The organism is Phyllobacterium sp. A18/5-2 (assembly GCF_025452215.1).
Taxonomy (GTDB): domain Bacteria; phylum Pseudomonadota; class Alphaproteobacteria; order Rhizobiales; family Rhizobiaceae; genus Phyllobacterium; species Phyllobacterium sophorae.
Map to the genome: position 1 here is coordinate 1,606,692 of NZ_CP104966.1, position 22,990 is coordinate 1,629,681.

At 55.4% G+C, this 22,990-nt stretch carries 20 protein-coding genes and 2 pseudogenes; 10 read left to right on the forward strand and 12 right to left on the reverse strand.

Annotation, left to right across the window (positions count from 1 at the left end):
- Window positions 1-14 precede the first annotated feature (14 nt).
- Both N8E89_RS07995 and N8E89_RS08000 read right to left on the reverse strand, forming a co-directional pair.
- Window positions 15-1,478: a peptide ABC transporter substrate-binding protein gene (locus N8E89_RS07995; protein ID WP_262261671.1), complete on the reverse strand. Its 1,464-nt coding sequence runs from the start codon at window positions 1,476-1,478 to the stop codon at window positions 15-17.
- 171 nt (window positions 1,479-1,649) lie between these two features.
- On the reverse strand, window positions 1,650-2,453 hold the full coding sequence (locus N8E89_RS08000) for a gamma-glutamyl-gamma-aminobutyrate hydrolase family protein (RefSeq protein ID WP_106662634.1): 804 nt from the start codon (window positions 2,451-2,453) through the stop codon (window positions 1,650-1,652).
- 150 nt (window positions 2,454-2,603) lie between these two features.
- Here N8E89_RS08000 and N8E89_RS08005 point away from each other — a divergent pair, with 150 nt between their 5' ends.
- Window positions 2,604-3,527 (forward strand): LysR family transcriptional regulator, encoded by a 924-nt coding sequence (locus N8E89_RS08005; RefSeq protein ID WP_170116980.1) that lies wholly within the window; start codon window positions 2,604-2,606, stop codon window positions 3,525-3,527.
- Window positions 3,528-3,533: 6 nt separating this feature from the next.
- Here N8E89_RS08005 and pepT read toward each other — a convergent pair whose 3' ends face one another.
- A complete protein-coding gene (pepT, locus tag N8E89_RS08010) occupies window positions 3,534-4,766 on the reverse strand; it encodes a peptidase T (RefSeq protein WP_262261672.1) in 1,233 nt (410 codons plus the stop codon).
- A 118-nt stretch (window positions 4,767-4,884) separates the two neighbouring features.
- A complete protein-coding gene (locus N8E89_RS08015) occupies window positions 4,885-6,489 on the reverse strand; it encodes an ABC transporter substrate-binding protein (RefSeq protein ID WP_106662394.1) in 1,605 nt (534 codons plus the stop codon).
- 149 nt (window positions 6,490-6,638) lie between these two features.
- Between N8E89_RS08015 and N8E89_RS08020 the strand changes: the two genes are divergently transcribed.
- Together N8E89_RS08020 and N8E89_RS08025 are read left to right on the forward strand one after the other, a co-directional pair.
- Window positions 6,639-7,034 carry a zinc-binding metallopeptidase family protein gene (locus tag N8E89_RS08020; RefSeq protein WP_262261673.1) on the forward strand — a complete coding sequence of 132 codons (396 nt, stop codon included), beginning with the start codon at window positions 6,639-6,641 and terminating at the stop codon, window positions 7,032-7,034.
- Window positions 7,006-7,872 carry a peptidase T gene (locus N8E89_RS08025; protein WP_262261674.1) on the forward strand — a complete coding sequence of 289 codons (867 nt, stop codon included), beginning with the start codon at window positions 7,006-7,008 and terminating at the stop codon, window positions 7,870-7,872. Before N8E89_RS08020 ends, N8E89_RS08025 begins: the two co-directional genes overlap by 29 nt.
- 41 nt (window positions 7,873-7,913) lie before the next feature.
- Here the strand turns inward: N8E89_RS08025 and N8E89_RS08030 are convergent, their stop codons facing one another.
- Complete coding sequence (locus N8E89_RS08030; protein WP_106662396.1) at window positions 7,914-8,783, reverse strand: LysR family transcriptional regulator; 870 nt, start codon at window positions 8,781-8,783, stop codon at window positions 7,914-7,916.
- Window positions 8,784-8,988: 205 nt separating this feature from the next.
- On the opposite strand from N8E89_RS08030, the gene ampC reads away from it, so the two are divergent.
- A complete protein-coding gene (gene ampC / locus N8E89_RS08035) occupies window positions 8,989-10,167 on the forward strand; it encodes a class C beta-lactamase (RefSeq protein ID WP_262261675.1) in 1,179 nt (392 codons plus the stop codon).
- A gap of 94 nt (window positions 10,168-10,261) precedes the next feature.
- Here ampC and N8E89_RS08040 read toward each other — a convergent pair whose 3' ends face one another.
- Window positions 10,262-11,194, reverse strand: a complete 933-nt coding sequence (locus N8E89_RS08040) for an SDR family NAD(P)-dependent oxidoreductase (protein WP_106662398.1) — start codon at window positions 11,192-11,194, stop codon at window positions 10,262-10,264.
- Window positions 11,195-11,754: 560 nt separating this feature from the next.
- Here N8E89_RS08040 and N8E89_RS08045 point away from each other — a divergent pair.
- Entirely contained in the window at window positions 11,755-12,474 is a 720-nt protein-coding gene (locus tag N8E89_RS08045) for a hypothetical protein (protein WP_106662635.1), read from the forward strand.
- Between the two features lie 221 nt (window positions 12,475-12,695).
- Here N8E89_RS08045 and N8E89_RS08050 read toward each other — a convergent pair whose 3' ends face one another.
- Together N8E89_RS08050 and N8E89_RS08055 are read right to left on the reverse strand one after the other, a co-directional pair.
- Entirely contained in the window at window positions 12,696-12,854 is a 159-nt protein-coding gene (locus tag N8E89_RS08050; RefSeq protein WP_106662399.1) for a DUF1127 domain-containing protein, read from the reverse strand.
- A 108-nt stretch (window positions 12,855-12,962) separates the two neighbouring features.
- Window positions 12,963-13,568, reverse strand: a complete 606-nt coding sequence (locus N8E89_RS08055) for a YkgB family protein (protein WP_262261678.1) — start codon at window positions 13,566-13,568, stop codon at window positions 12,963-12,965.
- A gap of 444 nt (window positions 13,569-14,012) precedes the next feature.
- Here N8E89_RS08055 and N8E89_RS08060 point away from each other — a divergent pair.
- The 4 genes and pseudogenes from N8E89_RS08060 to N8E89_RS08075 form a co-directional block, all read left to right on the forward strand.
- Window positions 14,013-14,603: pseudogene (locus N8E89_RS08060) on the forward strand (TetR/AcrR family transcriptional regulator); the annotation flags it as partial.
- A 434-nt stretch (window positions 14,604-15,037) separates the two neighbouring features.
- Window positions 15,038-15,442, forward strand: a complete 405-nt coding sequence (locus N8E89_RS08065) for a VOC family protein (RefSeq protein WP_106662402.1) — start codon at window positions 15,038-15,040, stop codon at window positions 15,440-15,442.
- Window positions 15,443-16,119: 677 nt separating this feature from the next.
- Window positions 16,120-16,521 (forward strand): cupin domain-containing protein, encoded by a 402-nt coding sequence (locus N8E89_RS08070; protein ID WP_106662403.1) that lies wholly within the window; start codon window positions 16,120-16,122, stop codon window positions 16,519-16,521.
- A gap of 47 nt (window positions 16,522-16,568) precedes the next feature.
- Window positions 16,569-17,879, forward strand: coding sequence for an epoxide hydrolase family protein (locus N8E89_RS08075; RefSeq protein WP_106662404.1), 1,311 nt, complete (start codon window positions 16,569-16,571; stop codon window positions 17,877-17,879).
- Window positions 17,880-17,963: 84 nt separating this feature from the next.
- Here the strand turns inward: N8E89_RS08075 and N8E89_RS08080 are convergent, their stop codons facing one another.
- The 3 genes from N8E89_RS08080 to N8E89_RS08090 form a co-directional block, all read right to left on the reverse strand.
- Window positions 17,964-18,935 (reverse strand): NADP-dependent oxidoreductase, encoded by a 972-nt coding sequence (locus N8E89_RS08080; RefSeq protein WP_106662405.1) that lies wholly within the window; start codon window positions 18,933-18,935, stop codon window positions 17,964-17,966.
- Between the two features lie 331 nt (window positions 18,936-19,266).
- Window positions 19,267-19,722 (reverse strand): carboxymuconolactone decarboxylase family protein, encoded by a 456-nt coding sequence (locus tag N8E89_RS08085; RefSeq protein WP_106662406.1) that lies wholly within the window; start codon window positions 19,720-19,722, stop codon window positions 19,267-19,269.
- A 4-nt stretch (window positions 19,723-19,726) separates the two neighbouring features.
- Window positions 19,727-20,152, reverse strand: a complete 426-nt coding sequence (locus N8E89_RS08090) for a cupin domain-containing protein (protein WP_113172509.1) — start codon at window positions 20,150-20,152, stop codon at window positions 19,727-19,729.
- Between the two features lie 105 nt (window positions 20,153-20,257).
- On the opposite strand from N8E89_RS08090, the gene N8E89_RS08095 reads away from it, so the two are divergent.
- Window positions 20,258-21,679, forward strand: a complete 1,422-nt coding sequence (locus N8E89_RS08095; protein WP_106662636.1) for a MocR-like pyridoxine biosynthesis transcription factor PdxR — start codon at window positions 20,258-20,260, stop codon at window positions 21,677-21,679.
- Window positions 21,680-21,703: 24 nt separating this feature from the next.
- Here the strand turns inward: N8E89_RS08095 and N8E89_RS08100 are convergent.
- Window positions 21,704-22,955 (reverse strand): annotated as a pseudogene (locus N8E89_RS08100) (alpha/beta fold hydrolase).
- Between the last annotated feature and the right edge of the window lie 35 nt (window positions 22,956-22,990).

The following is a 22,990-nucleotide window of genomic DNA, read 5'->3' on the forward strand; positions in this document are numbered from 1 at the left end:
ATCGCAAAGCACGATCAACGGTTAATCGCAAGATAGCGGGAAGGGTGCAACGCAAAACCGTTCTTGTTCCATCCGGTGATCTTCGGGTTCACAAGGCGTATGGAGTTGTAATAGTACAAGGGCACGATTGCGCCGTCCGTCAGTAGCATTCTTTCTGCCTCGGCAAGGAGCGCAAAGCGCTTGCTCTTATCGAGCTCCAGCGCTGCGGCATCCAGCGTCTTGTCATATTCGGCATTTGAATAACCTGTCGTGGAGCCCTCCTTGCCTGCATAATACAAGTTCAGGAAGTTCACCGGATCGGGAAAGTTGGCGATCCAGCTGTCGCGCGCCAGATCAAACTTTCCGCGGGCATTGCCGAGCCACTCCCAATACGCCGAGCCATCTCGATTGACGGGACTGAGATCGATCCAGATATCCTTCAACATATCGCTGAGTGCAACCGCCGTGCGATTATGCAGGTCGCTTGAATTGAAGTTCACCTCTAACTTTAGATGCTTATTTGGACCAAAACCGGCTTTCTGCATGAGTTTTTGTGCTTCCTCGACGCGCTGCATCAGCGGCTTGTCGGCAAAATCCATGGGTGGACTTTCATAGCCGTCCAGACCAGGAGGGACGAGGCTGTAGGCGTTCACTTCGTTGGTACCCAGAATATCCTCGGTCAGTGCAGCACGATCGATCGCCATATTGATTGCAAGGCGCACATCGGGATCTTTCACCTTGTCGCCGCTAAGACCGAAGTCGTAGTACTCGGTGCCCATGATCACTTCGACTCGTACCGAGTCGGGCATTTCCTTTACCGCCAGCGCATTTCCGTCGCTTTTGCTGCCGGGAGTGATATCCAGCTCGCCGGCTCGAAACAGGCGGACTGCCGTCCCGCCATCAAGAATTTGATTGTAGACGACTCCATCGAGCGAGACGGCCGATGCGTCGAAGAATTCGGGGTTTTTCTTCAGGACGATTTTGCCGTGCGGCTCGGAGGACTCAAGCATGAAAGCTCCGTTCGAGACGAGCTTGCCTGGGCTGGCGTAACCGCTGCCGAGCTTTTCGACACTTGCTGCGTGTAGCGGAAAGGCCGCGGTATTGGCCATCAAGTCAGGGAAATAAGGTGTCGGAGACGCTAGCGTAATCTCAAGCGTATGGTCGTCGACCGCCTTCACACCAATGGTCGCCGCATCTTTTATTTCGCCCTTGTTATAGGCTTTTGCATTTGCAATCGGATAGAGCAGGCTCGCATATTCGGCACCGAGCGAAGGTTCGAGAATGCGCCGGAAGGCAAACACGAAATCCTTGGCCGTTAGTGGATCGCCGTTGCTCCATTTCGTATCGTTCAATGTGAACGTATAGGTCTTGCCGTCGTCGCTGACCGTCCATTCCTTGGCGACACCTGGCTTCAGCACACCATCCTTGTCCCGGGTGGTAAGTCCCTCGAAGAGATCATGTCCGAGGTCCTCTTCGGCCAAGAGATGAAACTTCTGCACATCGAAGTGTTCTCAGCTCCAGACTGAGGTCACGATTTATCGTCCCGGCAGCAAATGCGGGGCTTAGAAAGGTGCCCATAAGCATTACGGAAAAACCGGTGCTTGCCAGGGAAAGTGGACGGCACTTGCGGGTGGCCGCTGATATCGCATTGTGAAGAATGGTGTTCATGGCTAATCCTGTAAAAGGGTTGCTGAGGACTTCGGTGCGACTTTCGAATGATAGCTTTCAGTCTGGAATTGAGCGGACGCCTCCACGAAGGCGCTTAATAATTTCCTGTCGGCGTCATGCTGTAGATATTCAGGATGCCACTGCACGCCGAGGCAGAAGCGGTAACCAGTGCATTCAATACCTTCGATCACACCGTCGGCAGCAGCGGCATTGATGCGGCAGCCGGCTCCAACGGACTTGATCGCCTGGTGATGCGAACTGTTGACATGAATACTCGGCGCTTCCACGCTTTGGCGAAGCAAGGTCCCTTCGTAAACCTGAACATCATGGCTGGCGCGCTTCCGGCCGGCCGCGTTCTCGGTGTCGACGCTTGAACTGTGTTGAAGCGCTTCGGAAACTTCGTCCGGAATATGCTGGATCAGCGTACCACCGGTCACGACGGCAAGCAGTTGTTCGCCGCCGCATATCCCAAGAACCGGGATGTCACGCCCAAGTGCGCCAGCGACCAAAGCGGTTTCAAATTTAGTTCGTGCGGGTTTCAAACGGATCGCAGCACTGCGCATTTCCTCGTTGAACATCTGTGGGGGGACGTCGAAGGCGCCGCCGGTTACGACAATACCATCACATAGATCAAGGTAGGGGCCGACGAGATCCGGATGGTGCGGCAAGGCGATCGGCACTGCACCTAGCCCTGCAAGACTGGACATATAATTCTGTCGCAATGCGTACCAGGGTTGGTCGGAATAGCCGCCCGGATTTTCGCTGTCGAGAGTAACTCCGATGATTGGATTCGGCTTTGGTGGCACTGTGGTCTCGCTGTATTGTTTTGCATTCGTCTGTTTGATTGAAAATCCAGCAGACAGGTTGTCGCAGCAGTGCACAACAAAAACATCTTCGGGATTCTATTCACTTTTGATATGGTGCAGGCCAAACGTCCGCGCCGAGCAATAATCCTTTTGCAAATCACCCTTCGCCATATCGAGATATTTCACGCGGTCATGGCGTCGCGGACGGTTACTGGCGCCGCCATCTTGTTGAAGACCTCGCAACCGACCGTCAGCAGGGAACTCAAACGGCTGGAAACGCTCGCAGGCTTCACGCTATTCGATCGAAATTATCAGCAGCTGGTTCCAACAGCGCGCGGGCTGATGCTTTATGAAGAGGTCAAGCGCAGTTTTTTGGGACTCCACGAAATCGTGCGAACCGTTGAAGCATTGCGCCTTTCAAAGGGGGAGAGGATTGCGGTCACCTGCCAGCCTGCACTCAGCCAGTCACTTCTGCCAAGAGCGACGGCGAAGCTGCTTTCGCGGTATCCGGATGCGCGGGTCGAGGTCGATGGGAAAGATCCCAGGCACGATGACGGATTGGGAATCCACCAGTATGACCTTGGCTTGATCGAACTCATTCAGGGAATTCCAGGTACGCATTGCAGGAGGCTGGGAATCTTCCCTATGGTCTGCATTCTTCCTGAACGTCACGCGCTGGCGGCAAAAACATGCCTCGAGCCGTCGGACTTCACCGGCCAACCGGTGGTTTGTTTTTCGCAGAACGATCCCTACCGCAAAGTTCTCGACGGCATTTTCGAAGAACGGGGTGTCAATCGCAACATATGTGTGGAAACGAAAACGGCCGCGTCGGCCTGCAGTCTGGTACGGGAAAACATCGGCATCGCGATTATTAATCCGCTGACAGCGTTGGATTTTGCCAATCAGGGTTTGGCGGTGCGGCGATTTTCGATCGAAGTGCCCTTTCAGGTGGCTGCCGTCCGACCCAGTTACAAGCCGACATCCGTGCTGGTCGATGCCATGGCGGATGCTCTGGCGGATGTCGCTGACGAATACAGTGCCAGACTTATGGCAGCCGGCCTGTCGGTTCGCTAAGCGATGCTAGCTGCGCTCCTCCCAGATTCTCGCCAGTTCGACGAGCGTCTCAACACCCTTTTCCATGTCCTGACGGCTTACCCATTCGAGCGGCGAATGAAATGCGTGGCCGCCAGCAAAGATGTTGGCACAAGGCAGGCCCATGAACGATAGCAGCGAACCATCGGTGCCGCCTCGGATGCTGCCGCGCACAGGCACCATTCCGGCGCGCCGAACGGCTTCAATTGCATATTCGACGATCTCCGGAGGACCGTCGAGGATGGTCTTCATGTTGCGATATTGCTCCTTGACCTCGAAGGTAAAGGATGAGCCGGGATAGTCGGTCATCACGTCCTTCACGATGTTCTCGAGCATAGTTTCCTTGGTTGTGAGGCCCTCATCGTTGAAGTCCCGGACAATAAGGCTGACAACGGCCTTCTCCATCGAACCTGTCACGCCTGTCGGGTGCACAAAGCCCTCCCGGCCCGCGGTGGTCTCTGGCGCAGCGCTGATCGGCAAGCGGTTGATGATCGCACCGGCGATTTTGATCGCGTTTTCCATCTTTCCCTTGGCAAAGCCGGGATGGATGGCGACGCCTCGAATGGTGATCTCGACGCCATCGGCCGAGAATGTCTCGTCTTCGATATGGCCGGCAGTTTCGCCGTCGATGGTGTAGGCGAACTGTGCGCCCAGCTTCTTGAGATCGACCTTATCTACCCCTCGGCCTATTTCCTCGTCCGTCGTGAAGAGGAGCTTGATCGTTCCATGCCTGATATCGGGATTGCCGACCAGGAATTGCGCTGCGGTCATGATCTCGGCAATGCCGGCCTTGTCGTCAGCGCCCAAGAGCGTCGTGCCGTCGGTGGTGACGATATCGTTGCCGATCTGGTCACGCAGCGACGGATTATCGCTAACACGAATGACCTGTTGCGGATCACCCGAAAGCTGTATGTCTCCTCCTCCGTAGTTCCGCACCATTTGCGGCTTAACGTTCATTCCGGTGAAGTCGGGCGCGGTATCCATGTGTGAGCAAAAGCAAATGACCGGAACGGGCTTGTCGACATTCGATGCAATGGTCGCATAGACGTAGCCGTGCTCGTCCATATGCGCATCGGACAGGCCCAGACCCAGAAGTTCCTCGACCAGCATGCGGCCCAGATTCTTCTGCTTTTCGGTAGAGGGCTGTGTCGGCGACTTGGGATCAGATTGGGTGTCGATGACGACATAACGGAGGAATCGATCGATAACAGTGTCAGTCATGGGGTTGATCCAATGTTCGTCAGGGATGAATTGCTGTAGCCTTTGATGCCGCCGCCGTGAATAAAATTTCGCTTTTCCGGTGTGTTTTCTTCGCGGCACATGCGTGCAAATTTGCTTCCTATTCGTCTATATCCACACCCTCAAACAAGTTGCCTCCAAACGGGTCAACCCGGAAATCTTTGACCTTGGTACTGACCGGCTGCGCCACAACCTGATGTGCAATTGTCAACCATGGCGCCTGTTGCTTGAATATGGCTTGTGCCTGCTCGTACAGCGTCGATCTTTCGGCCTGGTCCGTAGTGAGTTTGGCCGCCTGAATAAGTTTTTCAAAATCCTGATTGCACCAGTTTGCCCGGTTGCCGCTGCCGATCGCCTTGCACCCGAGCATGGCTGCAAGAAAATTATCCGGATCCGCAATTCCTCCAGTCCAGCCAAGAATGACAGCGCCATCCCGATTTTTATCCTGGGATCTTTTTAGATACTCGGCCCAATCGTACGAAACGATTTCAGCCTTGATTCCGACCTTCGCCAAATCAGACTGCATCAATTCAGCCGTACGGCGTGCGTTTGGCATGTAGGGACGCTGGACCGGCATCGCCCAGATATTCATGACGAGGTCTTTTACGCCAGCGTCAGCAAGCAGCTTTCGCGATTGTTCCAAATCGTAGGGATCGTCCTTGATGTCTTTGTTATAAGACCAGACCCCTGGAGGCATGGCATTGATGGCAGCAATACCTGTTGAACCGTAGACGGCATCGATAATCGCCTGCTTGTTGACCGCCATATTTATGGCTTTGCGCACCCTGACATCGTCAAAAGGAGCAACCATTGTGTTGTAGGCCAGATAGGCGATGTTTAAACCTTCCTTTTGCAGAAGATTAATGGCGGGGTCGGACTTCATTTTCGCGAGGTCGGCGGGATTCGGGTATGCCATTACATTGCATTCGCCTGCCTTCAGTTTCTGATACCGGACAGACGCATCAGGCGTGATTACGAAGATCAGATCATCAATCTTTTGCTTGCCTCCCCAATATTCGGGGTTGGCGTGGTAACGAATAACCGCATCTGGCTGGTAGTCGACAAACTGATATGGACCCGTTCCTATCGGCTTTGCATTGAGCTGCTCCCGCTTGCCCTCCGCCAGGAGCTTGTCTGCATACTCTTTGGACTGGATAGCGGCAAATGTCAGGGAGAGAGAGGCGATAAACGTTGCCTCCGGCCGCGTAAGGACGAATTTAACGGTATGGCCGTCAACTTTCTCGAGTTTGTCGATAAGACTTGGAAATGAATACGTATCGTATTGTGGCCAGATGCCCTTGCCGTAGTCGTAGTAGGGGTTGGCCTTGTCGCCCTGACGATCGAACGTGAAGATCACATCATCAGCGTTGAATTCGCGTGTTGGCGTGAAATAGCTAGTTTTCTGGAATTTCACCCCCTTGCGCAGCTGGAATGTATATTCTTTCCCATCGCCGGAGATGCTCCAGCTTTCGGCAAGGCCCGGCTCCAATTCAGTTGAACCTCGTTTGATCTTGATAAGGCCATCGGAAACGTTGCGCGCCGACGCATCGTAAGTGGTGCCCGATATGGAGAGCGCCGCATCAAACCCTTCTGGCGAGGCCTCCGAACAATAGACAAGTGTCTTGGCCGATGCGCCAGCCGCTGCAATTCCGCTCAGCGCAAGAGCGAGCATCGTAGCTGAAAGGATTTTCCCGCAGATTTTCATTCCCTTTGACCCCTGTTGCATCAATAAGCCAGTAGTTGCAGGTTTAGGGTTTATTGACGAGAGCCTTGGTCAATGCAACACAAACAAATCTACCGCTATGTTACAAGCAGCGAAATCAAACCGGCACCTCGTCGAAGGCAACAAGCTCAATGGATATTGTTGAACGTTTTCTGAACTATACCCGCATCAATAGCACTGCCGTAATCGGAGCGGGACATCTGCCCTCGAGCCCGGGTCAGACAGCGCTGGCGAAGTTGTTAGCTGGCGAATTGCGCAGTTTAGGACTCAACGTCGAGGAGCGGGAGCATTCCATTGTAGTTGGTACGCTGCCGTCCAATCTGGACGATGCGACCCGCAAAGCCCCTACGATCGCCTGGGTCGCTCACTTGGATACCAGTAATGAGTATGCCACCGATACCAACGCCCGGATTATCGATTACAGAGGCGGAGATATTGTGCTGAACGAAGCGCTTGAGGTAGTCATGCGCGAGAGTGCCTTCCCCGAGCTAAAGCGTTATGTGGGCGATCGAGATCATTGTCACTGATGGTACAAGTCTGCTGGGAGCGGACAACAAGTCAGCTATCGCCGAGATCATGCACGCGATAGAGACCCTACAGGCGAACCTGCAAATCCAGCATGGCGAGGTGAAAGTTGTCTTTGTGCCCGATGAGGAGATCGGCCTCCTGGGTGCTAAGGCACTGAATGTGGAGACCCTCAATGCTGACTTCGCCTATACGTTGGATTGCTGCGCGATTGGCGAGATTGTCTTTGAAAATTGGAACGCTGGGGAATTCCAGGTAAAGTTCCGCGGACAGAGCGCCCACCCCATGTCTGCCAAGGGTAAACTCCGCAATGCAGTACTTTATGCGCAACAGTTTATCTCGATGCTGCCCGGAGGCGAACGCCCCGAATATACTGAGAACCGGGAAGGGTATTACTGGGTCACAACCATCCACGGCACAGTTTCGGAGGCGCAGCTGAATCTCCACATCCGCGACTTTACCCAAGTTGGATTCGAGCAGCGACGTCGTTTTGTCGAAACGCTTGTCGAAAGCTTCAACCAACTCCATGGTGCCGAAACGGTGACGGCCGCATATCAACCGGTCTATCGCAATGTAGCCGAGCATCTACAGGGAGAAAACCGCTATCCGGTGGAACTCGCGCTGGAGTCCATGAAGGCGATTGGCGTGGAGCCATTTCCCATTGCCATGCGTGGCGGGTATGACGGAGCAGTACTTTCCGAAAAGGGTCTACCTTGCCCCAACCTCTTTTGCGGAGCGCACAATTTCCATTCGGTATATGAGTTCTTGCCGGTGGGTTCCCTCACTAAAGCATCCGAAATGATCCTTGAAATCCTGCGTCGAGCCGTGGCTGATCGCTGAAGGCGTGTCGATAAATCCCGTGCATGCATTTCGGCCGCGTACTACACCTGTGAAGCAATCCATTGGGAGAATGCGATCATTGCTGACGTCAAGGATCGGGATTGAAGTCGTGTAAGCCAGTAGCTTCCCAACGATATGGCAGTCGGGAAGGGCTGTTCGATAGCGCCAGATGCAAGGTGGCGGGAAAACATGGAAGGCGGTGCTAGCGCGACACCCATTCCCTGGAGGGCGGCTTCCATCATGCCGAGGGATGAATCAAACACGATACCTCTGCTCAATGGGGGGGATGCAGCAACACCAGCCGCCGCGAACCAACTGCTCCACTCGTCTTTCCGGTAGCTTCTCAGGAGTGGTTGATTGGTGAGGTCGGCAGGCTCTCGCAACATTTCTGCCAGTTCGGGGATGCAGAGGGGAGAAAGGGGGGCGTCGAAAAGCCGGATCGCCTCGGTGCCATGCCAGGATCCGTTCCCAAATCGAATGGCGAAGTCGAGCCCTTCTGCTGCCATGTCCACACGATTGTTATTTGTCGATAATCGGATGTCGACAAACGGGAATTGCCGTTGGAAATCGGGCAACCTTGGAAGCAGCCACCCAACAGCAAAGGTTCCAACCGTACCCAAAAACAGCAGTTCGCGAACGTGGCCGCCCTCGATGCGTTCCAGGCTGAGCGCCAACTGATCAAAGGAACCAGTCACGACGGGCAGCAGCGCTTCGCCTTCGGCGGTTATCTTGAGGCCCCTGGGAAGGCGCTGGAACAGCCGTACTCCCAATCGTGTTTCGAGGCTTTTTACCTGTTGACTCACTGCGGCCTGCGTAACGCACAGCTCAATGGCTGCTCGCGTGAAACTCAAATGCCGTGCAGACGCCTCAAAAGCCCTTAGGCCATTCAGTGGGAGGTACGGTCGAACCATGGATAGCCTAGTTTTTCTTATGCCTCTCCCCAGATATCATCGTTTGTCATGCAAATACAGCGTCCATAGATACGATAATGCCAAGATTTGCTGTGTTTGCAAAAGTTTGCATTATACCACGCCGAATTGGAGCAACCATGGTGCGGGGCAATATTGAAAGCTGGCAAGAGCCAGAATCGTTAATTGAGACAGGGGAAGTCCTCGTATGAAATTCAAAGCAGCCGCCACCATGACGGTAACTTTCGCCATCATCTGTACCTCAACGGTGGCCGGCCATGCCGCTGACCACCGCGCCCGTGTTAAAACTGTCGTGGACGCGGCGATCGAGCCAATTATGCAAAAGTACAACATCCCTGGAATGGCGATCGGCATAACTGCCGGCGGAAAGCCTTACATGTTCGGTTATGGCGTAGCCTCCAAGGAAACCCGGAAACCTGTCACACCCTCCACCATTTTCGAAGTTGGATCGATCAGCAAGACATTCACCGTGACACTGGCATCCTATGCGCGGGTAAGCGGTCATCTCTCATTGTCGGACAAGACCAGCAAGTATCTGCCATCGCTTGAGAGGACCGAGTTCGGCAAAGTCGAACTTCTCCATCTTGGCACCCACACCCCCGGCGGCTTCCCGTTGCAGGTGCCAGACGATGTCACCAACGACGATCAGTTGATGGCGTATCTGCGGAGCTGGAAACCGGCTTACAAGGTTGGCACGCACAGGACCTATGCCAATCCGAGCATTGGAATGCTCGGGGTCATAACGGCGAAAAGCATGAACGGGGACTTCGCCCCGTTGATGGAAGGCCAATTGTTTCCGGCACTTGGATTGACGAGCACCTACATCAATGTGCCGAAGGGCAAAATGCCATACTATGCCCAAGGTTATACGAAGAAAGATGATCCCGTGCGGGTAAGCAAGGCCGTGCTGTCCTCGGAAGCCTATGGCGTGAAAACCACCGCCACCGACATGATCCGCTTCCTGGAGGCGAATATGAACATGATCAAACTGGACGAAAAACTCCAGCAAGCAATCACGGATACGCACACCGGCTACTTCCAGGTTGGCGCGATGACCCAGGATTTGCTATGGGAGCAGTACGCCTATCCGGTCGATCTGAGGACGCTGCTGCGAGGCAATTCCAGAGAGAGTTCCTCCAATCCAACGCCGGTCACGCAACTGACCCCGCCGCAGCAGCCGCGTGACGATGTGTTGATCAACAAGACCGGTTCGACCAATGGCTTCGGGGCGTATGTCGCATTCGTTCCGGAGAAACAGCTGGGCATCGTTATTCTGGCAAACAAGTACTATCCCAACGAGGACCGGATTACCGCGGCCCACCAAATATTGACGCAACTTGCTGCTGAAAGCGGTTCAAAAGACTGACAGAGTGATCATGAAAATCCCTCGCGAGACACTTTCGCGAGGGATTTTGTGTCTCGTTGGGATGCAGACATAATTTCCTTCTTCTTAGTTACGCTCAGGTGGTTTGGCTGGGCGAGAACTCGTTGGCGTGTCGCTTCACGAAGTCGAACACGGTCATCGGCCGCAGGCCGGTGATCCTGAATACATCGTCGGTCATCCGGTCGTACCGGCCCTGCTTGTGAAGGTCGGCCATAACCGCAAGGTGGCTTGCCAGATGCTGGGGAACTCCGAGTTCCTTCAGTTTCTCGACCCAAGGCGATACTGGTACGTCCACATAGGTGATCGCGCGTCCGAGTGCGTCGGAGAAGGCGTTGGCGTATTGTTTCATATCCCTCGATTCTGGTCCGGTGAGATTGTAAATTTTTCCGATATGTGGAGCTGGATCGTCGAGGATGACCGAGACGACGCGGGCGACGTCGAGCGAGGAAATCGGCGATGTCTTGCTCTGTCCAAGGGGCAGTACGAGCTGGTTGCTCACTTTCACGCCATGCGCGGCAAGCCGTAGGAAGAAGCCTTCCAGAAACACCGTTGGACGCACTATAACGACAGGTAGCCCCGACCATTCCAAAGCCTGCTCGGAAAGCCAGTGCAACTTGTGTTGCGGACTGTCAGTCGTCTCTGTTACGCTCATCTGCGTCACCGTCATCTGGGACATATTGACGAACGCCTCAACGCCGTGATGCCGCGCAACAGCAGCGGTATTAACGGTTGCTTCCAGATAGTTCGGAGAGACCGACATGCCGAAATAGACGCGTTCGACGCCTTCCATTGCACGATGCATCGAGGCGAGGTCGGTCAGATCGCCAACGACGACTTCAGCGCCGAGCTTGCGCAGAGCCTCGGCCCGCTCATCTTCCCGGCGCACGAGGGCGCGGACTTTATTTCCGCGCTCGATAAGCATCGCCGTGACGTTGCGTCCTATGGCACCAAGATCCCCGGCCGCCCCGGTGACGAGGATCGGCTTCTCGGATTTGGGGTTGATGTTCATTTTCCGCATCCTTTCATGGTTAGGGCTTAAACGTTGCAGGACATCCTCGATCTTCCGGACCGCTCGCTGGCGAAGCCGGGGCCGATCAACAGCCGCCGAAATTCCGGACGGCTGTAGTGGCCGCGTGAATCCGACGGCCTCTTGCGAGTAGCCATCTGCGGAAAGCCGAAATCAGCGATGACCCCGCCTTTGCCAACCCGGAGGCTTCGCCGGCGATCTCTCCATTGAGCGATATTACAACGAGTTTTCAGATAGTCGCATAAAGTTGAACCAAAGACAGTTGTGATAAAGCGCTCCACCACCTTTTTTAGGGTACTATTGATCCCCAATGGTGATGGACACGAATAGCCTTTTAGGCTGTTTGGTGCGCGCTACTGGCGGCGGGCCGCGCGGTAAATCATGGCCGCGATCGAGTTCAGATCTCGTCCGCAATCGCTTATCCGGCATATCGCAGCGAACTTGCGCCCATCGCTAATTTTGCATTGCTCATGAGGGGCATGACGGCAGCGAAAGCGGTTGAGTCAGACCCTCCAACAGTTCGCGTTTTAGAGGGACCGAGGATGGCACATCTATTAGACGAAGTTCTGGCAGCACATGGTGGCCTTGAACATTGGAACTCTTTTGAGAAAGCCAACGTGACGATTATCTCAGGCGGTGAATTGTGGGGGATGAAAGGGATAGAGGCTGATGCAACGCCTCGTCGTGTAACCGCGGCCATACATCATGAATGGGCGACCATAATGCCCTACGGCAATCCCGACTGGCGTATGACTTTCGTACCCGAACGCGTTGTGATTGAGACGACAGATGGAATGGTCATCGCCGATAGGGACAATCCGCGTACTGCCTTCGCCAGTCACACGCTAAACACGCCGTGGGATGCGCTCCACCGAGCTTATTTCAATGGCTATGCCATGTGGACTTACCTGAATACTCCTTTTTTACTGGCTCTGCCGGGTTTCAAGACGGAGGAAGTCGCGCCATGGAACGAAGAAGGAGAGACGTGGCGCGTGCTGCGGGCAACGTTTCCCGCAGGGATCGAAAGTCATTGCCCGGTACAGGATTTCTATTTTGGACCAGATTTCTTACTTCGTCGCCATGACTACCAAGTCGATATCTCCGGCAGCTTTCCGGCGGCGCAATATGTCCACGACTTGGTAACGGCCAATGGCATTCGGTTTCCGACGAAACGACGGGCTCACCCCCTGGGTGCTGATGGTCGCCCCGAACGTGACAGGACTTATGTCTGGATTGACCTTAGCGAATACACCATGAGTTGAGGCCGTTCACCACCTTGGTTGTGTCTCATCGCAACAGCGAACAAGACCATCATGGTGCGTGCGTCGGAATTAGCGATCATGCTGTAGCCGCTTTCGATTGGCGGTCGACGTTGATCCGGGCAGTTCAATGCAGCTCTGGTTCGCGTCGCGCAGCCTCAAGAGGTGAGAGGTATTCATTGGTTATTTCGTTCTCCAAGCGGGAGATGTTTTCGGGATCTTGCTTACGAGATCGTATTCTGACGCGATGCGACGACATCGATCTCATAGCGGGAGATGCCAATATCCTCGAGCTCGCGATCGGTAAGTTGCATGAGTTCGCGGGTGATCTGGCGATAGCGCTGATGGGCGCGGATTTTCGACAGTATATATGCCACATACATGGGGCGTTCCTTTATGTTGAAGTGACCGGCACAGCCGGTTTTGGGTGGTTGCTATCATCGAAATATCGGGGGCGAGGGCGAAGCCGAGGGGCCCCGCCCTCATTTTGGTCAGGTACGGGCCGAGCGGAGCGCTGCGAGCGAGTCGATGGCGATCCAGAGAGAAATGGCGAGCAGGCCAACGTCCTTAAGCAGGAACTGCCCAGGAGCGACCGAGATCGCTGGAAGGCTGAACTCCGGTAAGAACACGCCGGGAGTCGTCACCATGAAACTAAGCGTCGTCACGAACAGCCCGGCAGAGAGCAGGCCACCGGCGAGCGAGTACGCCGGGTTGACGAGCCGAGCCGCAATCAAGGCACCGATGCTGAGTTCGAGGACACCGAGGAGGCTCGAGAAGCCTCGCACGCTAAACAGGGAATAGGTCCAGCTCAACAGCGGATTGTTGCCGACCAGGCCTGTAAGACCTTCCGCTTCATAGGCGGTGAATTTCATACCACCGAACCAGGCGTAAATCACAACCAGCGAGGCATAGAGGCCCACTGCTGCGATGGTCCGGCCGTGTCGTTCGATTAATTCGAAGGGCAAAGGGGTGTGGGCCGGGGCGCTCTGATACGCCGCGACGCCGTGGATAGAAACACGAGGCATGGTCTTCTCCTTGGGTTGTCCGCGGTGGGCGACTTGCCCGTTTGACGCGGAATAAACAATACCGATCTGCATCGATAACCCCTGATATACCGATCTGTATCGTTTGGCAAGATTTCTTTCAAAGAATTGTCGCCTCTCATTAAGCGCGTTCCTGCTTTTGATGCAGTCGCGGCGCGACGAGCGGGTCGTAATACCATAAGAAAAGGCATAGATGGGTACAGAGTCGTCTTGTATTTGAGCGTGTGTCCGGTGCTTCGTCATGAACAAGGCGGCTCGCTCCAGAGCCAGTACACATGGTGTTGCATGTTGACGGCGTTGCGGGAGAAGGTAGGCAGGGCACACTGTTTAATCAAAAAAGAAACATTTCTGTATCTTTTGAACGCAAAGGTGCCGCCCTTCGGCTGATTTCCTGGTGCTCTCTCCAAAAATAGTCACGTCCGGCTCAGTCGCCTCTTGTCTTTGTTTTGAGTCGCCGCTAAATAAAGATACAGATCTGTTACTTATTGTGAGGATGAGATGCGCCGTTCGGAAATCCGGGATCACCTGCTCGACACCGCGCTGCGGCTGTTCAACCAGCGCGGCTATCACGCAACGGGCATCGATCTGATCATCGCCGAGGGTGGAGTGGCCAAGACGACGCTATACCGGCACTTCGAAACCAAGGAGGACCTGATACTGGCCGCTCTCGAACGGCGCGACGAGGAAGACCGCGCCGCCATGCGTGCCTTTGTCGAGCAGAATGCGAGCGATCCGGTAGAACGCCTTCTGATTACGTTCGATTACCTCGAAACCTCGTTCAACGATAAACAGTTCCGCGGCTGCATTTTCGTGAGCGCGGCCGGTGAGCACAAGGACCCCACCAATCCCGTATTCCGTGCTGCCGAAATGCATAAGCGCCTTGTACTCGCATATTTTGAGGAACTCGCCCACGCCGCTCGGTTCGCCGAGCCGAAGAGGATCGCAGCCGAGATTAACCTGTTGCACGAGGGAGCGTTCGCTGTCGCGCAGATAACCCGCATCGCCGAGCCCGCACGGCAGGCCAAACGCATGGCGAGCCAGCTGCTTGCGGCGGAACAGCATTCCCGGTTGGCATCTTTAACCCCCGGAGCGTGGGCCAGCTTAGCGCGGACATCTTCATTTAAGGCTCTGAAGGCAAGCGGGCCGGCTGAACTGTCGGCACCACCGGTCGCTCATCAGCCACGACGATCTCGTAATCATCGTAGGCCGTGCGGGTGGATGCGCCGGGGCGGGGTATCCAATTCCACGAACGTGCCTGCGCGCCCGAACCCGACCGGAGGCTGGGCCTGGCTGCGTTGGACGGGCGTTCTTATGCTGCCTTTCATCAATCATTGAGCGCGATGTTTGCATCACACTTGGCACCCCATGGTATCAAACTGTATCTCGCCTGGTAGATTGCCGGATTTGCTTACAATCCGACGGGCTGGAAGAAACAATCCATACACGAACAGCGCGCATTTATCCTGCAAGCCGGAAGAGCAACGAGCCACGGCGAAAATTGCACCAATCACAAAGGATGAGATATGACCGCTGAAGCCACACATCAATTGTTGGGACACGCCGTTGTGGGAACCAACAACTTAGATGCTGCCACAAACTTCTATGACAAATTGTTCGAACTGTTCGGCGTGGGCCGCATTCTCGAACAGCCTGGCCGGGCAGTATACTTTGGAACGACGATGCTCGAGTTCGGTGTGATCAACCCCCACAATGGCGACCGCGCCACCGTAGGCAACGGTAACATGGTTGCGTTGAGCGCCCGTTCGCGTGCTCATGTGGATGAAGTATATGCCCTTGCACTACAACTCGGTGGCACCGATGAGGGGCGTCCAGGTCCGCGCGGCCCAAATCAGGACGGCCCGTACTGCGCGTACTTCCGTGATCTCGACGGCAACAAGCTTTTGGTCTTCCGCGCTGGTCAGGACTGACCCTCAGGCGTAGAATACCGATCGCTCGATCCTGAGATCGAGCGATCGGAATCTCTTCTCAACGAACGCTAAACAAACGGGAGATGAGCGATGATGGAGCCGCTCCACATACACAAGCGCGACAAGTCTACGGGCCTTAAGCGTCATCAGTCTGTTCCCAGGCCAGCTTGCGGCATCAGGCGGTAAAGAATCAATTCGACCCTTCAGCATTCACAATTCCAGAGGAGCAACTGGTTGAACTTCGCCAGCGCATAGCAGCTACACGCTGGCCCGAAAACGAAGCCGTCGAAGATAGCTCGCAAGGCGTTCCGCTAGCAGGTGCGCCGGCTTCAATTCGCTTCGATAATGCGCCGAGGATCACCGTATGGCTACTCCCTCTCGGGGTATCGTATCGACACGAACACATTGAGATACAAAACGCCGTATAGCCAGACACATTCTCAATACAACACTTTGGTCAAATGAGGTCGCTGACTTCGGTTAGGGCTTGAATATCAGAGACCATCCCCGAAGCGCACCAGAGTTAGTTGCTACGCGCCGTCGAGAGGCGCCGACATGCAGCCGGAAGGCGACCTACGCCACTCATGCGCAGGCGGCTGCGGCCTTGGCGACGCGCTGGAAACATTCGTCACCCGATTAAGCACCTTCTACTATCGAACGAGGAAAAGGATTACCAAATGAAACGTACCCCGATAATTTTGACCGCGATGTTTCTCGTAGGCAGCGGATTCACAATGAATGTCGCCACGGCACAGCAGAATGGAATTTCGCGCACCGACCTTTTGCAGGAATCCATCAGCGCGGAGGGCCGCGAGGCGGTACAGGTTCGCGTTGACTTTGAGCCAGGCGCAGTGTCAATCAAACATTCGCACCCTGGCGAAGAAATCGCGTATGTCCTCGAAGGCACTCTCGAGTATACGCTCGAGGGCCGGCAGCCGGTCACACTTAAGGCCGGTGAGGCCTTGTTTATTCCGTCTGGTGTCGATCACCTTGCCAAGAACGTCGGTGACGCAAAGGCCTCGGAGCTTGCGACTTACATCGTCGAAACGGGAAAAACGCTTGTCGCGCCGGCTAAGTGACCGTTCTTTGGCGCTCGGACAATCTGCAGGACATTTAGGGGTCAGAGATGATTGATCAGCAAACGAATAAGCCAACCGCTTTCACCCGCCGGGCATTGCTCGTCAGCGGAGCGGCAGTAGCAACTCTAGCGGCTTTCGGATCCCAAATCGCAGTTGTCGAGGCGAGTGCCCAAGCTCTTGCGGCAAACGGCGTCCGGCCGTTCCGCATCAATGTGCCAGCAGAAGCGTTGGCCGACCTGCAACGGCGCCTCGGCGCAACGCGTTGGCCCGAAGCGGAAACCGTTGGTGACCGCTCTCAGGGTGTCCAATTGTCCAAACTTCAGGCGCTCGTACGCTATTGGGAGAGCGATTACGACTGGCGCAGAGCGGAGCAAAAGCTCAACGCACTGCCACAGTTCCTGACGGAGATAGACGGAGTGGACATCCACTTCATCCATGTGCGCTCGCGCCACGCGGATGCGATGCCGCTCATCATGACGCACGGGTGGCCGGGATCGATGTTTGAGTTATTGAAGGTGATCGAGCCGCTTACCAACCCCACAGCGCATGGTGGCAGCGCCCGGGACGCCTTCCATCTTGTCCTTCCGTCCATTCCAGGCTTCGGCTTCTCGCAGAAGCCTCAGGGCACCGGATGGAATCCCGATCGGATCGCTCGAGCCTGGGACGTTCTGATGAAGCGTATTGGATATAGTCAGTACGTATCACAGGGCGGAGATTGGGGCGCTATCATTTCCGACAGCATGGGCCGACAGGCACCCAAAGGGCTCCTCGGCATTCACGTCAACAGGATCGAGCGTTCAACGACGATCCCGCCGGAAGTCGGAAAAGCGCTGATGAATGGGGATCCAGCTCCGGATAATCTCAACGAAGAAGAGCGAGCGGTTTTCAATGAGGCCAGAGAGTTTCTGAGCAAGGGGTTTGGCTACGCCGCCATCATGGGGACGCGCCCCCAGACTATCGGATATAGCCTCGCTGACTCGCCCGTTGGACTGGCCGCCTGGTTTTATGACAAGCTCGCCGACTGGGTATTTTTCCGCGGAGAACCGGAACGGGCGTTCACCCGAGACGAAATCCTTGATAACATTACTCTCTATTGGCTGACAAATACGGGGCCCTCAAGCGCCCGGATTTATTGGGAGAATGCCGCAAACGCTGCAATGCCCGGCATCATCACCGTTCCGGTCGCGGTGACGATTTTCCCTGGAGAGGTCTATAGGCCACCTGAACACTGGGTTGAGCAGGCGTACCCAAATCTGATCTACTACAACAAGGTCGATAAGGGCGGGCATTTTGCGGCATGGGAAGAGCCCGAACTCTTCAGCGCCGAGGTGCGGACGGCCTTCAAATCACTTCGCTGAATGGATTGGCAAGTGCATTGACCAATCTGCAAACGGCTCGAGAGCTCGAGCCGTTTGGGCGTCTCAAACTGTAGCGAAGTTTCGCTAATGCTTGAGGATCTCGTCCATTACAAGCACGATTTTTCCCTTGGGGCGCGGCAGCTTGCCCTCAAGCATCAGGTGTGCGTCCCGCGCTTGTTCGAACCGCAATGTTGTTCCGACATTCATCTTGAGGGCACCTTTGGAGATCAGTGCCGAAATGCGGCCCAGGCTTTCTGTGGATACGTCAACGAGAAAGAACCTAGCCAGGATTTCGTGCTTTGCCGCCAGGGTCTGGTCCGGGGCGGAAACTGCCGAAACCAACGTTCCCCCCTTTTTCAGCACTTGAAATGACCGCGTTTGCGCTTCTCCACCTACCAAATCTATCACCGCATCCACCTCGCGAACTTCATCTTCAAAACGAGTTGTTGTGTAGTCGATGACCTTGTCCCCGCCGAGACCAACAACACCGTCGATGTCGTCTGGCGAGGCAGTGCACACGGTCCGGAGACCCGCCTCTCTGGCAAATTGCACGGCATATGCGCCCACGTTTCCTGCCGCCCCGTGGATCAATACCGTCTGGCCGCTTTCCAGGCCGGCCTGATCGAAAAGCGCTTGCCACGCTGTGACCGCTATCACTGGCAGCGATGCTGCTGCGATATGGTCTATGGAATCTGGTTTGCGATCAAGCATGGAAGCACTGGCGACCGCGTATTGCGCATAACCGCCGCAGAATCGCTTATTGGTCACTCCATACACTTGGTCCCCAGCCTTGAATTGGGTCACGCCAGCGCCGACAGCCACGACCTCACCCGAAATGTCTGAACCCAGGATAAGGGGCAGGGGTTGGGGCAGCGCACTATTGCCCGAGCGAATCCAGCCGTCCCAAGGGCCGACACCCGCTGCATGTACTTTAACGATGACTTCGTTCGTGCCTGGATCGGGTGTGTCCGATAACTCCAGTTGCATTACATCCGGAGACCCAAATTCATGGATGCGCCACACCAATCCTGAGAAACTCGTTGAACCTCCCGACATTTGCTTTCCTTTCGATACTGGCAACGGATCGCTCCTGGCAAAGCTCTGCCCAGATTGGCTTTCAATGGAAATGAGGGGCGAACCAGATTGGCTTGTTTCAAGCGTTATGTCGTCTTTTGTCGGTGTACGGAGCCAAGTCTTTAGGACGATGACCAAATCGTACGCACGGACACAATCTGACTTTGATGACGTATTTTAACAGCGCGACTATGCAATGAAAACGGCGCCCACGATCAAGTCGTTGTGTCGTCTTGCACAGTGAACCTGCTCAGATGGAATTCGCGCTGCGGATGCGCGACTACCGCCCACCCGCGAACGCGGTGCTTCCAGGCTATTTTTCGATCGCTGCGTGAGGTGTATTTCTGAAGCTGATAGCCATTCGATTGTAGCTGTTCATCAAGCTGATCGCGATTGTGAGATCGACGAGTTCGCGCTCGTTGAACACTGCACGTGCAGCTGCGTAGGCGTTGTTCGGCACACCTGTCTCTGCTACACGCGTCACTGTTTCAGCCCATGCAAGGGCAGTACGTTCGCGCTCGTCAAAGAGATTGCCGGCTTCCGGCCACGCCTGAAGCAATGCTAACTTCTCGATCGACTGCCCCTTCTTCAAAAGATCCCTGGTATGCATGTCGAGGCAATAAGCACAATTATTGATCTGCGAGACACGCAGATAAACCAGATCAAGCAAAACGGGGGGAAGACCGCTTTGCATGACGTAACCGTAGACGCCCCCTAGCGCTTTTGCTCCAGCAGGAGCGACTTGATTGTAATCCAGACGGCTGGTCATTTTCTCACTCCTTAGTGTTTAAGTTGGTCGTCAGTTCCTTGTCGCCGGTGTCAACGATAAACACGGCAAGCAGCTTCGCCGGGTCTTTCTTGCTGGCGTTGCGGCTTACAAGATGTGTCGAGCCCGGCGTCTCGTAAAAGCTTTCACCGGCACGATAGACCCGCTTGGGTTCATTATTCACCTGCGACTCGATTTCTCCAGACAGGACATAGGCAAAAATGAAAGCTGATTTTGCGTGCTCGTGCGGGAGTGATGCTCCTGCCGGTGGATAATCCACAACCAGGGCCCGAACTGACTTGCCAGGAATGTTAGGGATGGTCTGTTCGAAGCTTGGCGTAACTGTTTCAGCGGGTTCATGCGCTGCCGCAGGTATTGCGGTCGCTATGGCGATGGCGGTGAACGCTCCGCCAATGAAGGATCTTATGTTCATGATGGTATTCTCCTTTGTGAGTGTTTTCCTTTCCCACTATAAATACCCTTTGAATGGTCCTATAAAAAGCACCAAGAATGCTCAAAAATCATGTACCATGGTGGAATGACCAAACCGCTTGAGTTGCACCTCGACCGAACAACGAAGACCCCACTGGCCGACCAGATTTGCATGGGCATAACCGCTGCCATCGAGAGCGGTGTGTTGGCAGCAGGTGCGCGCCTTCCTTCCTGGGTGGACCTGGCAATCCAACTGGGCGTCGCACGTGGCACTGTTCGTTCCGCATACGATAAGTTGTCAGCAGCTCAGCTTATTGTTGCGTCGCGGGCGGCCGGTACCCGCGTAACGGAAAGACCAATTTTATCCTTGCCACGGGATCCCGCACCTGAGCCAGGCTCCTTCATGGAGATGTATCAGGAGCTGACCTTGGGTCCGGCAATCTTCCAGATGGGGGTGCCGGCGAAGGAGACTTTTCCGGCCAAGCTTTTCGCCAGAATTCGCTCGCATGCCGTGCGCGCCGAAGCAAGTGCGGCGCCACTCTATCCGGATCCACGTGGAGAACTCGAGTTGAGGCGAGAGATCGCTGCCTATCTCGCCATCGCTCGGGGAATAGAGTGCTCGCCCTCTCAAATCCTTGTTACCGGTGGCTTTGGAAGCGGCCTCGGATTGACGCTTCGCGTGCTCGGCCTTGAGGGGAGCAAGGCGTGGATCGAGGACCCGGGGTTCCCGTTCACGCGACGCGGGCTCGAGCTCGCGAGACTGTTGCCAGTCCCTATCCCCGTCGACTCCGAGGGTATCGATGTTGACTACGGCTTGAGATATGCGCCGGATGCGGGGCTCGCTGTGGTGACCCCAGGACAGCAAGCCCCATTGGGGGCCACCCTGTCGCTATCGCGCCGATTGCGTCTTCTGGAGTGGGCGGCTCAGGAAGGCGCGTGGGTCATCGAGGATGACTATTTAAGCGAGTTACAGTTGAAAGGGCGTGCCGCGCCGGCACTCGCCTCGGTCGATCGTACAGGAAGGGTCATTCATATCGGCTCGTTCAGCAAGACCATAAGCCCTGCTTTGCGCCTTGGCTTTGTGCTTGTTCCCCAGCGTCTGGCATCCCGTTTTGCGGAGGTGGCCGCATGCTTGGCACCTTCACCTGGGCCATCCATACAGCTTGCGGCCGCAGAATTTATCAGTGAAGGCCATTATTTACGTCATCTCCGGCGCACCAAGCGTGCATATGCTGCGCAACGCGACGGAGTGTTGCAATATCTTGAACCGCGGACAAACAAGATTGCTGTGACCACACCCGGATTGGCTGTCCTGCTCCGGTTTACTGATGGGGCGCCAGACGTAGCGATCGTACGCGAAACGCTGGCCTTCGGCCTGGCGCCCTCGCCGCTATCGGTTTGGTACGCATCGCCTGCATCCGCGCAATCCGGTCTTCTGTTGGGAATTGCAACGTGCCCCCAACAGCACGTCGCGAAGTCTTGTGACCGCCTTCTTGAGATCCTTCAACGTCGTACGTCCTCGAGTTGAATCAACACACGGCTGCCGTTGAACCTAACGCAACTCTGCTTGGGATCCTGATTTAACGACGGTTCTTATCTTTGCCACAGCTTCGAGCGTCCGATGGACCGGGCATTTGTCGGCAATTTCGGCAATCTTGGCGCGAAGCTCCTCGGCGACTTCGCCATCCACGGAAATGACCCGCTCGAAACGATCAATCCTGCTGCTACCGCTGCGTTCCGATTCGGTGCACTCTTCGCAATCCTTGGCATGGATTTTGGCATGGGAGACATCAACACTGACACGTCCGAGCGTCAGATTTTTGTAATCGGCATATTGGCGCAGCGTCATTGAGGTGCAAGCGCCAAGCGCGATTGACAGGAAGTCGTATGGTGACGGCCCAGAATCGAACCCGCCTGCGTTTTCTGGTTCATCAGCGAAAAAGGCGATGGCTGCCGGCCTGAACTGAGTTCTGAAACTTGCCCTCGCCCGTTTCCGTCACTCGGACATGTTCGATCAGGTCGTTGCCCTGCGGGGCGTCGGCGGCAATATAACGCGCCAGCCATCCCGATATGATCCGTCCTGCAAAGGCCGCGTCCTCAAGGTTGGTGAGCAGGTGGTCAGCCTTGTCAAGCGAAACAAAGCTTTTGGGATGTCTCGCCGCAAGGAAGATTTCGTTGGCATTCTCGATACCGACCGTCTGGTCCAGTGGTGAATGAAGGATAAGAAGTGGCTTTTTCAGGGATGCGACAGCGTCTTTGATAGACTGCGCGCGCACGTCCTCGACAAATTGCTTTCGAATAAGGAACTTGCGTCCGGCGAGATCGACTTCAGCGGCACCCTCCTTCTCTATTTCCTCGAGTCTCGCTCCGAAGTTCTTCAAGACGTGACCGACATCGGCCGGCGCACCGATCGTGGCGACGGCGCGCACTTCAGGTATGTCCTTGGCCACAGCCAGGACAGCTGCACCCCCAAGAGAGTGACCGATCAGCAACGCGGGTGCCTGGTAATGATGGCGTAAATAGTCGGCCGCCGAAATCAGGTCGGCGACATTCGAGGTGAAATTCGTCGAGGCAAATTCGCCTTCGCTCGACCCCAGGCCAGTGAAATCGAAGCGCAGGACCGCGATGCCCTCGCGGGTAAGCTCCGCTGCAATGCGGCGCGCCGCGGCCAAGTCCTTAGAGCAGGTGAAGCAATGGGCAAACAATGCGTAGGCGCGTAAATGCCCGTTGGGCAGGTCGAGGCGGGCGGAAAGAGTTGCGCCGGAATGCCCGGGAAATTGAAGCCGTTGCGTATTGAAAGCCATAATTACGCTCCTTCGTTGTCACGAATATCCAGTGA

Excerpts from the sequence above, each read along its gene's own strand:
- pepT (WP_262261672.1), bottom strand. The coding sequence starts at position 4,766 with ATGACTGACACTGTTATCGATCGATTCCTCCGTTATGTCGTCATCGAC.
- N8E89_RS08015 (WP_106662394.1), bottom strand. The coding sequence starts at position 6,489 with ATGAAAATCTGCGGGAAAATCCTTTCAGCTACGATGCTCGCTCTTGCG.
- N8E89_RS08020 (WP_262261673.1), top strand. The coding sequence starts at position 6,639 with ATGGATATTGTTGAACGTTTTCTGAACTATACCCGCATCAATAGCACT.
- N8E89_RS08025 (WP_262261674.1), top strand. The coding sequence starts at position 7,006 with ATGTGGGCGATCGAGATCATTGTCACTGATGGTACAAGTCTGCTGGGA.
- N8E89_RS08030 (WP_106662396.1), bottom strand. The coding sequence starts at position 8,783 with ATGGTTCGACCGTACCTCCCACTGAATGGCCTAAGGGCTTTTGAGGCG.
- ampC (WP_262261675.1), top strand. The coding sequence starts at position 8,989 with ATGAAATTCAAAGCAGCCGCCACCATGACGGTAACTTTCGCCATCATC.
- N8E89_RS08040 (WP_106662398.1), bottom strand. The coding sequence starts at position 11,194 with ATGAACATCAACCCCAAATCCGAGAAGCCGATCCTCGTCACCGGGGCG.
- N8E89_RS08045 (WP_106662635.1), top strand. The coding sequence starts at position 11,755 with ATGGCACATCTATTAGACGAAGTTCTGGCAGCACATGGTGGCCTTGAA.
- N8E89_RS08050 (WP_106662399.1), bottom strand. The coding sequence starts at position 12,854 with ATGTATGTGGCATATATACTGTCGAAAATCCGCGCCCATCAGCGCTAT.
- N8E89_RS08055 (WP_262261678.1), bottom strand. The coding sequence starts at position 13,568 with ATGCAGATCGGTATTGTTTATTCCGCGTCAAACGGGCAAGTCGCCCAC.
- N8E89_RS08065 (WP_106662402.1), top strand. The coding sequence starts at position 15,038 with ATGACCGCTGAAGCCACACATCAATTGTTGGGACACGCCGTTGTGGGA.
- N8E89_RS08070 (WP_106662403.1), top strand. The coding sequence starts at position 16,120 with ATGAAACGTACCCCGATAATTTTGACCGCGATGTTTCTCGTAGGCAGC.
- N8E89_RS08075 (WP_106662404.1), top strand. The coding sequence starts at position 16,569 with ATGATTGATCAGCAAACGAATAAGCCAACCGCTTTCACCCGCCGGGCA.
- N8E89_RS08080 (WP_106662405.1), bottom strand. The coding sequence starts at position 18,935 with ATGTCGGGAGGTTCAACGAGTTTCTCAGGATTGGTGTGGCGCATCCAT.
- N8E89_RS08085 (WP_106662406.1), bottom strand. The coding sequence starts at position 19,722 with ATGACCAGCCGTCTGGATTACAATCAAGTCGCTCCTGCTGGAGCAAAA.
- N8E89_RS08090 (WP_113172509.1), bottom strand. The coding sequence starts at position 20,152 with ATGAACATAAGATCCTTCATTGGCGGAGCGTTCACCGCCATCGCCATA.
- N8E89_RS08095 (WP_106662636.1), top strand. The coding sequence starts at position 20,258 with ATGACCAAACCGCTTGAGTTGCACCTCGACCGAACAACGAAGACCCCA.